This is a genomic window from Methanoregula sp. (genome assembly GCF_052325125.1).
Taxonomy (GTDB): Archaea; Halobacteriota; Methanomicrobia; order Methanomicrobiales; family Methanospirillaceae; genus Methanoregula.
On the sequence record NZ_JBKQWO010000001.1, the window covers coordinates 73406 to 85536 of the forward strand.

At 54.7% G+C, this 12131-nt stretch carries 10 protein-coding genes; 7 read left to right on the forward strand and 3 right to left on the reverse strand.

What is annotated here, in order from left to right; all coding sequences use genetic code 11:
- Nucleotides 1-37: 37 nt before the first annotated feature.
- Entirely contained in the window at nt 38-883 is an 846-nt protein-coding gene (locus ACLQMU_RS00365) for a ribose-phosphate diphosphokinase (protein WP_422150615.1), read from the reverse strand.
- A 190-nt stretch (nt 884-1073) separates the two neighbouring features.
- Here ACLQMU_RS00365 and lonB point away from each other — a divergent pair, with 190 nt between their 5' ends.
- From lonB to ACLQMU_RS00400, 7 genes are all read left to right on the forward strand, one after another.
- The gene (gene lonB / locus ACLQMU_RS00370) at nt 1074-3062 is read left to right on the forward strand and encodes an ATP-dependent protease LonB (RefSeq protein ID WP_443673479.1); all 1989 of its coding nucleotides are present in this window, start codon (nt 1074-1076) and stop codon (nt 3060-3062) included.
- Complete coding sequence (locus tag ACLQMU_RS00375; RefSeq protein WP_422150616.1) at nt 3059-4399, forward strand: TldD/PmbA family protein; 1341 nt, start codon at nt 3059-3061, stop codon at nt 4397-4399. Before lonB ends, ACLQMU_RS00375 begins: the two co-directional genes overlap by 4 nt.
- Nucleotides 4365-5675, forward strand: a complete 1311-nt coding sequence (locus ACLQMU_RS00380) for a TldD/PmbA family protein (protein WP_422174818.1) — start codon at nt 4365-4367, stop codon at nt 5673-5675. The genes ACLQMU_RS00375 and ACLQMU_RS00380 overlap by 35 nt, the downstream gene beginning before the upstream one ends.
- Before the next feature lie 513 nt (nt 5676-6188).
- Complete coding sequence (locus ACLQMU_RS00385; protein ID WP_422150618.1) at nt 6189-7550, forward strand: hypothetical protein; 1362 nt, start codon at nt 6189-6191, stop codon at nt 7548-7550.
- A 10-nt stretch (nt 7551-7560) separates the two neighbouring features.
- Complete coding sequence (locus ACLQMU_RS00390; protein WP_422150619.1) at nt 7561-7815, forward strand: hypothetical protein; 255 nt, start codon at nt 7561-7563, stop codon at nt 7813-7815.
- Nucleotides 7812-9038, forward strand: coding sequence for an ABC transporter permease (locus tag ACLQMU_RS00395; protein ID WP_424039940.1), 1227 nt, complete (start codon nt 7812-7814; stop codon nt 9036-9038). Before ACLQMU_RS00390 ends, ACLQMU_RS00395 begins: the two co-directional genes overlap by 4 nt.
- A 494-nt stretch (nt 9039-9532) precedes the next feature.
- Nucleotides 9533-9796, forward strand: coding sequence for a pro-sigmaK processing inhibitor BofA family protein (locus ACLQMU_RS00400; protein WP_422150621.1), 264 nt, complete (start codon nt 9533-9535; stop codon nt 9794-9796).
- A gap of 288 nt (nt 9797-10084) precedes the next feature.
- On the opposite strand, the gene ACLQMU_RS00405 is transcribed toward ACLQMU_RS00400, so the two are convergent.
- On the reverse strand, nt 10085-10783 hold the full coding sequence (locus tag ACLQMU_RS00405; protein ID WP_422150622.1) for a KaiC domain-containing protein: 699 nt from the start codon (nt 10781-10783) through the stop codon (nt 10085-10087).
- A complete protein-coding gene (locus tag ACLQMU_RS00410; protein WP_422150623.1) occupies nt 10780-11607 on the reverse strand; it encodes an RAD55 family ATPase in 828 nt (275 codons plus the stop codon). Before ACLQMU_RS00410 ends, ACLQMU_RS00405 begins: the two co-directional genes overlap by 4 nt.
- Nucleotides 11608-12131 lie beyond the last annotated feature (524 nt).

Below are 12131 nucleotides of genomic sequence, written 5' to 3' on the forward strand. Positions count from 1 at the left end.
ACCTGAACTTGTGCCGGAGTCTGCCCCGGGCCTGTCGTCAGCCCCTCAGGGCGGTTACGATACAATCGGCAGCGGAGAGCCTGCTGCATCCTCTCTCGATGGTATCGCTGCAGAAGACCTCCCGGATCCCGCTCGCCTTCAGGTGGCCATACGCACCGCCGATCAGCACACCGTGGACGCAAGCCGCATAGACCTCTGCAGCACCCTGCTGGTACAGCATGTTCGCCGCTGTCGCGATCGTGCCTCCGGTTGAGATGATATCGTCCACAATGATCACTGAACGCAAGGCAGCACAGAGTTTCTTTGGTGCCATCTTCACCTCGACTCCCGAGAGCCGGGTCTTTTCCAGGTGGTCGCAGTCCCATCCTCCCGCAGAAGCAACGTCCTGTGCGAAGGCAAGTGCGCCGTCATCGGGAGCGAGGATGAGGGGATCGGACAGGTCCATGGACCCGATGCAGCCCCCCATATCCTTTGCAAGTGAGAGATTGGTGGTAGATACATCGAAATACTTCAGTACAGCCGGCTCGTGGATATTGACCGTGATGCAGTCCTCAACCCCTTTCGCGAAGACGCGGGCGACAGCACGGGCGCTGATCGGCTCCCCGCTCCTGAAACGTTTGTCCTGGCGGGCATAACCCATGTAGGGAATGACCAGGTGATTTTTTGAGTTCTCACAGGTATCGATTAAGAGGAGCAGCTGAACGAGTGCATCACTGTCAGTGACACTGCCGACAATGATGGTTTCGTCATCGGTTTTTCCGGCAGCAAGGTAAAGCTCGCCGTCAGGAAACCGCGAGAATTTCACATCAACGATTGAGGTGTTTAACGCTGTTGCGATACGAGCGGCAAGAATCTGGGATTTCTCCGTGCTGATCACTTTCATGATATCGTACCTTTCCCTTGAGCAGGTGCGGGCGTACCTTTCCCTGTCTTACTATTGCACCCTGCTGGTTGTATTATTTTTGCATGGTTTTGAGGAGTAGGACCGGAATTTTGCCGATGCTACAAAGTACTTAAACTATCATGCGTCAAATTATATGCACACTGAAGGGTGAAAAGAGGTAAAATCTCCAATGGAAAATTCAGAACCAGCAGTACCGGCGCAGGAAGAAGCAGTTCCCCAGGTCCCGCAGCCGGAGCCCGCAGCTCCCGGGGCGGCGGAGCCCCAGCCGGAGGTATCGGAGCGGGCAGCAGTAGTTACGGAAGGAGCCTCCTCCCAGATTGAGGTACCGGCAAAGCTGATCGACCAGGTGATCGGCCAGGAACGTGCGGTCGAAGTGATCCGGAAAGCCGCAACCCAGCGCCGGCATGTCATGATGATCGGGAGCCCGGGTACAGGCAAGTCGATGCTTGCAAAGGCGATGGCCGAGCTCCTGCCAAAAGAGGAGCTCCAGGACATCCTGGTCTACCCGAATTCCGACGACCCCAATAACCCCATCATACGGACAGTTGCGGCAGGTCGGGGCAAGCAGATCGTTGCCGCCCACAAGATCGAGGCCAAGAAAAAGATCCAGTTCAGGAACACCCTTCTCCTGATCCTCATCATTGGCATTATAGGATATGCGTTTATCACCATGCAGTGGCTCATGGGAATCATCGCGGCCGCATTCGTTTTTATGGCACTCCGGTACACGATGCCCCGCGAAGAAGGGATGGTGCCCAAGCTGCTCGTCGCGAACGATGTGAAGAGCAATGCGCCCTTCATTGATGGCACCGGCACCCATGCAGGCGCACTTCTGGGCGATGTCCGGCACGACCCGTTCCAGAGCGGCGGCCTTGAGACCCCGGCGCACGACCGGGTAGAGGCCGGCGCGATTCACCGGTCGAATGGTGGGGTGCTCTTTATCGATGAGATCAATACACTCGACCCCCATTCCCAGCAGAACCTGCTGACCGCGCTCCAGGAAGGGGAGTTCCCCATTACCGGCCAGAGCGAACGGTCCAGCGGCGCTATGGTAAGAACCGAACCCGTTCCCTGCAGGTTTGTCATGGTCGCTGCAGGAAACCTCGATGCGATACAGGGGATGCACCCGGCGCTGCGTTCCCGTATCCGCGGCTACGGGTACGAAGTCTATATGGCCGAAAGCATAGATGACACGCCCGAGAACCGCGAGAAGTATGTCCGGTTCATTGCGCAGGAGGTTAAAAATGACAGCAAGATCCCACATTTTGACAAGGGCGCTATAGACGAGATTATCCGCGAGGCCCGCCGGCGCTCGAACCGCAAGGGGCACCTGACCTTAAAACTCCGTGATATGGGGGGGCTTATCCGGGTCGCAGGCGATATCGCCCGTCAGGAAGGGGCGACGCTGACCACGGCGGCCCATGTCATCACTGCGAAGAAGACGGCACGATCGATCGAAGACCAGGTCTCTGACGAAGTGACCCGGCACCTCCGGGAGTACGAGATGACCGTCGTCGAGGGGACCCGTATCGGCCGGGTGAACGGGCTTGCGGTCACCGGAAGCGACGCTGGATCAGTCTTGCCGATCATGGCGGAAGTGACACCAGCTATCGGAAAGGAAGGCGGGGAAGTTATTGCAACCGGGTTGCTCAAGGAGATCGCCCAGGAATCCATCAAGAACGTTTCCGCAATCCTGAAAAAATTCACCGGCAAGGATGTGAAGAATATCGATATCCACATCCAGTTTATCGGCACGTATATGGGTGTGGAGGGGGACTCCGCATCCATCAGCGTTGCAACCGCCGTGATCAGTGCTATCGAAGGGATCCCCGTCCGTCAGGACCTTGCCATGACCGGCTCCCTTTCAGTCCGCGGGGATGTGCTGCCGGTCGGCGGAGTGACCTATAAGATTGAGGCGGCAGTAAAGGCCGGGATAAAGACCGTGCTCATCCCCCGGATGAACATGAATGATGTCCTGATCGAGGAGCAGTACAAACCCCTCGTGACGATTATCCCGGTCGATACCATTGACGAGGTGCTCAAGCACGCACTCGTCCCCGAGAACATGGACGGGTTCCTCTCCAAGCTTAAGAAAATGGCGGTCCGGTCAACATCGGTGTTTGCGGAAACGCCGGTCATCAGCAAAACACCGGCATGACCGAAACCCCCGGTATCCGGTATTACGACCTGCGGCAGGTGAACGGGCAGTCCACCCATATCGATGTGGATAAGGGTGTGATAGAATCTGCCGGTACCACATTTTTCAACAAAGCGGTGATCCGGGTTCTCGGCCCCCGGGGGTGGGGGGTCCTCCAGATCGATAATTATATGCCAGCATACGGTAAAAAATTCGAAGAACTGCTTGCATCTGCGCAAAAACTTGCCCGGGCGACCGACGATACGGTCAGCCTTGGCGATGCACCCCGGATGATGCGCCCGATTCCCCCGGTCAGGGAGGACTGCCGGGATGTCGGGATAGAAGAGAAAGCCGCGCTGCTCCTTGCCATCGAGAAGGCGGCGGACCAGCCTCTGGTGACCAGCCGGCGGGCAAATTACCTTGAACGGATCGAAAACGTCCGGTTCATGGACAGCTCCGGCAGCGAATACTCGTATGAGATCTGCCGGTCGGGATTTTCCGTAATGGCAGTTGCCTCCCGGAACGGGACTGTCCAGATGGGTTATGAACCGGATCACACCATCCACGGCTTTAACCTCCGGCACCGGGAAGAGACGGGCAGGAAAGCGGCGGAGACGGCAGTCGCGTTGCTGGATGCCAGGGCCGCAACGGGTGGGAAGATGCATGCCGTCCTGGACCCGGAACTTGCCGGCGTTTTTGCCCATGAAGCCGTGGGCCATGCGAGCGAAGGCGACCTCATCGAGGAGGGGAATTCGGTCCTCAGGGGCAGGACCGGCGAGAAGATCGGCAACGATATCCTGACGATCGTTGATGACCCATCCCTTTATGAGTTCGGGTTTGAGCCGGTCGATGCCGAAGGGATCGCGGCCGGCCGTACCGAGATCATTCGGGCCGGGAAGGTGAACGCATTTCTCCACAACCGGCAGACGCTTGCCGCAGTCGGCAACGGCGTTGCCGGTCATGCCCGTGCCATGCCCGGCGAACCCCCGCTCGTGCGGATGAGCAACACCTTTATCGAAACCGGTGATGCGACAGATGACGAGATCTTCTCGGAGTGCAAAAACGGGATTTACCTTGCCGGTTCGCGGGGCGGGCAGGTCGATCCGGGTCGGGGCGTGTTCCAGTTCAACGCGGAGTACGGCTACCTGATCGAGAAGGGGGAGCGGACATCCATGGTTCGGGACGTTTCACTCTCGGGAGAGATCCTTTCAACGCTCCACGGGATCGTCCTGTGCGGAAAGAAGCGGGTCATGCACCCGGGATACTGCGGAAAAGGCGGGCAGAGCGTGCCGGTGAGCGACGGTGCCCCGCTGGTGCTCCTGCGTGACGCGGTGGTGGGTGGCAGTGGCGTGGATTGAAGAACTCTTAAATCAGGGTGGGAAGCAGGTTGACGAGCTGGAAGTGTATTTTTTTTCCGGGACTTCAGTCTCCGCTGACCTAAAACAGCGCCGCGTGAGCCTCTGCTCGTCCTCTGTCGAGACCGGGCTCTGTATCCGCACCATCGACAAGGGGAAGATCGGTTCATCCAGCACAAACGACCCGCAGCAGTGGCAGGCCTGCCTTGACGCCGCCATTGCCGGCGGCCGGCTTGCCACGCCGATGGTGTGGAAGGGGCTGCCGGACCCGGTCGCGCTTCCGGATGCTGACCTGGCGTTCGATCCAGCTCTTTTCGTCGAGCCGGAAACTGCGAACGACCTGCTCCGCGGGATGCTTGACGGGGCTACGGCATACCCGGATGCCACGGTCACCTCAGGGGGGGCAGGGATCTCGGTCGGGGAGATCGCTTTTGCGAACAGCCACGGCGTGCGGTACGCATCCCGGCAGTCTGGCGTCTCGATCTCGCTGGAGGCGATCAGCGGCCAGTCCACGGGATATGAATTTGACCATGCTTGCTCGCCTTCGCAGGTGAACCCGCAGCGGGTCGGGGAGCGGGCCACCTTCCTTGCTTCCCGGTCATCAGGTGGAAAAGATATCCCCTCGGGAGAGTACGATGTCATTCTCTCCCCTATGGCATACGCGGATCTCCTATCAGCGATCTTTGTCCCGGCACTGAACGGGCGCAACGTGCTGCAGGGCCGGTCGAAGCTGGCCGGGAAGATCGGGGAGGCCGTCACTGCACCGCAGCTCTCCCTGTTCGATGATCCCCACAGGCCGGGGGCAAGCGGGAGCACGTGGTTTGATGCCGAGGGAACCCCCACCCGGCGGCTCGATTTTGTCAGGAACGGCACCCTCACCGGCTTTGCTTACGATCTCAAGACCGCGTACCGGGCCGGCCGGCAGTCCACCGGAAGTGCCATCCGGGGCGGATTTGCCGGGCTTCCCGCGATCGGCCACCACAATTTTGTCGTGGACGGGAAGCGGGATGAGATATTCGATGAGCCGGCAATCTACGTCCACAGCGTGGTGGGAGCACACACGGCAAACCCTATGAGCGGGGACTTCTCGGTTGAGATGTCCAACCCGTTTTGGGTGAGGGACGGCGAACTTGCGGAACCGATCCGGGGAGCGATGCTCACGGGAAATTTCTTTGATCTCCACCGGCAGGTTACAGCTCTCGGCAAAGAGAGCCGCGCTGTGGGATCCTACATCCTGCCCCCGGTAAAAATTAATAACGTACGGGTCATTGGTAAGTAACATTTTCGCGGGGACTTTTAAAATGCGGAAATGCGGTTTTAAGGGAATAGGGGAGTAGCAGCGAGCAGGCATCTGGTGCGGAGAGACCGGGATTAACTTCAGGTTGATCCTGTTACCCGTAGGGTACATACCTCTTACCGCTTCATGATCGCGCCCCCCCCTCTCGGGTATCACGATCACCGGTTTTAAGGCACTGTACCCGAATCCGAATGCCTATACTCAGATATTTTCATTACCCGTTGTTTTTATGGTGGCTTTCAATCCCTTTTCGCGAGGAGGTATATCTTAAATAACAATAAGTAAAATTTATAATACATGCCCTCGTCGTATTAAAATTATAGTCAGAACCCTTGGATAGCAAAATCATAAAAAATGAAACCGGAAAACGGGGGGTCCAACCTGAAATAATCGGATAAATCAATCCCGTATCCGATTCGGGATATTCAATGTGCATTAACCTCGTTGCAGTACCGGGATCTGGATTATTTCTCTCAAAGAAACATGGATGATATCATGAAGAAACGATTGGTAATTATCAGTTTAATTCTGCTGGCAATCATCGTATCGGCAGCCTATGCCGCCTCAGATTCAAGCAGTTCAGCAACCAGCAGTTCCAGTTCAACAACCAGCTCCGGTACCTCGGCCAGCACGTCAATAGATAATTCGGCTCTTGTCACTGTGACGAATGTCGTTATGAACCCGGAAGTTTTCTTTCCCTATGAAGAAGGGACGATCACCGTGACCCTGGCAAATGCCGGAACATCAGCCATCGGGCTGACGAATCCGACTATCCTGAGCAATAAGGTGCATATTGTTCAGGAGGATAATCTGGGTACAACGACGTACATCGGTGCCGGTTCAACGGTGTCCTATTCGTTTGTCGTCACTGCCGATCCCCCCGATGGGACTAATTACGCATTGTTTACCGTCGGCACAGTGGGCGGCGGCCCGATCCATTACCCAATACCAATAATAGTGAGTTCAGCCCCCCTCAAGGCCGTTATATCGGATTCGCCTGCCCCCTTTTCTCTCTCAACTCCCGGCAACGTAACGATGAGCCTCATAAATTGCCGCGATGGTTCATTACAAAATATCGAGGTTACTGCTGAAGGGATCGGTGCAGACGTGAGCCCCCAGCAGGTATTCATCGCATCACTGGAGGCTGATAATTCATCGGAAGTTAATTTTGAGATCACGCCCCACCAGGATTCAAACGTCACGTTCTACGTTACCTACCAGAACGGCGACAATGATCATAACGTCAATGTCACGCTCCCGGTAACTCTGGGTGTGGACAAAGCAGCAGCGGTACCCATTCTCAACGATGTTGCCCTCACGACATCAGGTTCGGATTATGACATCACCGGGGATATCACCAACGCCGGGGTTTCCGATGCAGATGGTGTCGTAGTTACTGTCGGGTCTCCTGCAAAAGGAACAGGAACCTACCCGGTATATGCCATTGGAAGTATAGCCTCTGACGATTCCGGTAGTTTTGAAGTAACCTTTACCTCCAGTGATCTGTCGTCAGTACCTGTGGTCATCCGCTGGAAAGACGCAAACGGTGACGATTACAGTCTCACAAATACGCTCGATCTTTCATCGTCATCCGGATCAGGTAACGCAACCCCCGCTGGCAGTTCAAGGACCGCATCCGGTTCCACGATGAGCGGAGCCTACGGAGGAACCGGTCGGGGATACGGCGGCGGAGGGCACAGCAGCAGCACCGGCATTTTCGGGGGAATAACCAGCGGCAGAGGCGGCGGCATCAGTTCATTCTACCCTCTCATCGCCGGAAGTATCATCGTTGTAATCGGTATTGTTTTGTGGACAAAGCGGAAATGGATTTCGCGTAAACTGAAAAAACAGCAGTAAGGGATCGGATATGACCGATACCCCCCTTATTGAGCTTGCCGGCGTGACACGAACATCTCACCTGGAAAACGGAGACATTACCACTCTCGATCACGTCTCACTTGACGCCGGGAAAAACAAGTTTATCGCCCTTATGGGAGGGTCTGGTTCCGGTAAGCCGGCCATGATGAACCGGCCGGGAATCCTCGTGACCCATGACCCGGAGATCGCGGAGCATGCCGGCCGCACTCTCAGGCAGGTGGACGGGAGGATTGCAGACTCATGATCAAAGGGGATATATTCTTTAATCTCTCGGTCCGGAGCGTCCGGCTGAACTTCCTGCGATCGATGCTTGCCGCCATCGGCATTGTGATCGGTGTCGTCGCCATCGCCTCCATGGGCATGCTCGGCACCAATATGCAGCTGGAAGTAAAGGACCAGCTTTCCTCCAGCGCGAACACCATTGTCATTTCGTCTGATACTGTCAGGATGGGCCCGGTCGGATTTAAACCCTCCTCTTCTACGGCTACAGGGGTGACCAAAAGCGAGCTTACAAAGATCGACACGGTCGTGGGATCAAACGGTACGGTAATCCCCCTTTATTCAACAAACGGTGAGTTCACGATCAGTTCGGTCTCCGGGAGGGGCTCGATCTATGGTATCGATCCTATGGATATTCCCAAGTTTCTTTCCCTGAACCAGTCGTATGGCAACGGGACAACTGATCTTGGGGTAAATGAAGTACTGGTCGGGGCCGATATTGCCGAAAACTTTAATCTCAAGGTCGGCAGCCGCATCAGGATTGGATCGTTCTCCGCCTCGTCCCGGCCCGAGCTGCGCATTGCCGGGGTCCTCCAGCCACGGGGAACTGTTGCTGATGGCGTGTCAACCGATAACGGGATCGTCGTGAACAGTAAATGGTATACCAACCAGTACGGCGGGGAAGATGAGTGGAGTCAGGTAAATGTCATCGTCAACGACGTTGATAACATCGGTGACATAGAATCGGCAATCAATGCGAAGCTCAACACCAATGCGAAATCCCCCATCATCCGGATCAGGGATGCCACATCGCAGCTTGAGACAGAGACATCGGCCTTGAGCACCGTAACGACGTTCATTATGGCAATCGGCGGTATCTCTCTCCTCGTTGCAGCCGTGAGTATTTTTAATGTGATGATGATGTCCGTGAGTGAACGAATAGAAGAGATCGGTATCCTGCTCTCCATCGGGACAGAGAAAGGCGAAGTGCGCCGGATGTTCATGTACGAGGCATTTATCCTCGGGCTCCTGGGGGCCGGGATTGGCGGGATCTGCAGTATAGCCATAGGATACACGGTGGTGGAGGCAATGATTGGCACCACAGCGTATTTCTTCCAGCCGGCAAGTATCCTGTATGTCCCGGCTGCGATGTCAATTGGTGTAGTTGTCTGTGTTCTCTCCGGCGTGTACCCGGCCTGGAGGGCATCAAACATGGACCCGATCGATGCACTAAGGAGTGTTGAGTGACCTTCTGATGGTCTGGCAATAAAAGGGAGTGTTTTAAAAATCGGGGTAAGATATCGTTGTTATTAAAATACTATAGGTAAAACACAAAGTCAAGGATCGCAACTAAAATATCCGGTTTATTTTGAAAAGGGGAGAAAAACCGAAGAAACTTCTGATTTTTTAGTCAGGTTCGGTCATAATAATGGATTTTTTGCAAACCTCCTGGAATACTATCCACGGGGACCCATTTTTCTGTTCTAAAAATAGCGAGACACTTTGTTGTCCGCGCCCGGGAATACCGATCGGGTACCTGAGAGGAAGGATTAGGACAGGGATTCCATTCATATGTTCCTGATACCGGTATGACAGATCCTGCATTTTTCGTGAAGTGACGGCAATCATTTAAACAATGGAGGAATAGATACCTCCATGAAATACCGGTTTTTAACCATCCGGAATCCAGAGGCAATTTTCATAAATAATAACGGGTTACCCAAAAACATTGGTAAGTACCTATGAGTGATATCCTTCTTGCCGTCGTTCTTATCGTCGTCATCCTGGCCATTGCCTATTACTTGGTCAAAAAACTGGCGGTGCTGGTCATCAATGCCGTCCTGGGCCTCATCTTTTTGTTTGTGCTAAACACACTCCAGGTCATGCAGTGGGTGGGCAGGCCCGACCTCGGGTACAGCCTTGCAACGCTTCTCATCTGCGGTGTGGGAGGGTTGCCGGGCGTGCTTGTCCTTGTCCTGCTCAACATCTTCGGCGTAACAGTCTGATAAACGGACCCGGAAAGATCATTTTTCAGGGTCGCTCTTTGAGGGTTTCTGCATTCTTTTCCCTTTGCCCCCCACATGCATGGCCTCCGGAGAATGCACATTCCCGGGAAAGACCGCAGGCGACCTGAAGCCTTAAAGCAAGAGTAAAAAATTCCCTGCCCATCTGTGCTCCGGAGAGGCCCGAGGCGGGGAGCCTTCACGCATTATTTTAATTAGTTCACCTGGCAGGGGTGAACATTTTCATGGGGATCGATACAGCATCTTTCTCCCTGTATTGATAAAAACGCATCAAAACACGTTCGCTTCCGAGTATACCGTCACCTGGGTCTGCTCGATCTCGTAGGGCTTGATCTCACGGGAATGAGCAGACATCCGCATTTTCACGACTTCGAGCGCGAGGTGCACGTCCGTGAGATCGCTCGAACGGACGTAGCGGAGAAGGATAACGGTATCAGAGAGGTACTCGATCAAGCCATGCCGGCTTGAGAATGCATTGTTCTGGTCTGTCTCAGAGGTCATCATGATGGTGCACTTCTTGTCCCGCAACCCCTCGATGAACCGGAACATTTCGCGGCGCCGTTCCGCATCGCTTCCGAACAGATCCTCAAAGAGCGAGATCGGGTCGATCACCACCCGGGTTGCGTTGATCTCGTTGATCAGGTTCGGGAGTTCATTTTTGATCCGGTTGTTTGCCAGGTTGAAATCCGTTGGATCGAGCTTGAGGATGTAGAGGGACTTGTTCAGGTACGGTTCCACCTCCCAGTCTTTCTGTTTCATATACAGGATCAGCCTGTCCTCGCGTTCCTCGAGACTGATGTAGATTACCCGTTCCCCGGCCTTGAGCCCCTCCCAGACAAAATCGAGGGAAAATGTTGTCTTTCCGGTACCGTACGTACCGATGATGGCACAGATACTCCCTGCAAGCAGGCCGCCCCCCAGCATGTCGTCAAGCCCGGAGATTCCGACTTTCACGCGTTGCCCGTTCATATAACCATCCTGATATTGCTCACTTCAAATCCCTCGGTCGTGGATATCCGAACGGCAAACTTCACCAGGTCCTGCTCTTCAAGGTGAGGCATGACTCCCCGGAACTTTTCAAAGAACATCACCCGCTGGCGTCGTGAACCGGTGCTCTCCTCCCACCGGAATAAAAAGACTGCATCGGCAATATCGGCAATTTCGCTCTCTTTGGCCGGCTCGATGATACCCTTGCTGAGCAGCAGGTAGAGGTTGCATCTCTTCTGTTTTGCGAGCCGCTGGACACCCCGCAGGAACCCGGTCAGGTCATGCCAGAGATTAGGAAGGTTTGTCTGGGTGGCGATATCTGTTATCGAGTCAAGGACGATCAGGCTCCCTGATTCTGCGGAGTTGAAGATCTCGGAAAGGTTCATAAAAATGTTGGAATGCTCTGAGCGTTTCTGGAGCCGGGTAAGCGTATTGCTGTGGCTGTACCATTCATCGGGAACGAAGCTCCGGTCGAAATAGAGGTCGGAAAGATCAACAAACTGAATGTTCTCCGAATCCTCGCTCACCCCTTTTGCCACAAACGACTGGACGATCTCGTGGCGGACATCGCGCTCGAGCCGGGTGAACGTAATGTACAGGATCTTTGCCGGGAAACGGGGTCCGGATTCAGGAAGTTTTGCCATTCTCGCAAGGGTATTGATAATGGAACTGTAGGCAAATTCATAATGACCCGCCCCGAGCTCACCAAGAAGGAGGATCATGGTGCCAACCGGAACCCCCCCGTCAAGTATCGGATCGAATGTAGTGAGTCCCGTGGGCATCCTCGTCGTTTCCAGTTCCTGCATTCCACACTCCGGTCTACGGAAAAATTCGTCTGATGATTCTCTCTTCGAGTACTATAATAAAGATATCTTCCGGTTTTATCACGGATACCGGCTACACTATGAAACGATCGTGAGAGAAGAGTATTTCACGTCAACCCTGCCTGATTTCCCTCTTGGAGTGATATGCCCCCTTTGATGGATGCATAGCCAGTTCTTCTCGTGGAATAAAAACAGAAAAGATCCGTAAGCCGGTGTCCGGGTCGCGCATAAAAACGAAAACGGGCTCTGCAGCATACGAAATCTCATGGTAATTTTTCCTGAATTTTTCAGACACGTTATGAGGGTGAGCCCCCTCTCATCTGGCGGGAAGGCAACCCGGGGGGAGCAACTCCCTGACCCCCGCAGTTGTCGACCTTTTAGAAACCTTCTGTGCAGTATCGGGAGGAACGGCTTTTTGCGGCGGGGGAGGAGGCAACCCTTGCTGTATCACAGAAAAGCGTTTAAGGGAGACAGTACGAGAGTTCGGCAGAGCCGCAAAAACGCTG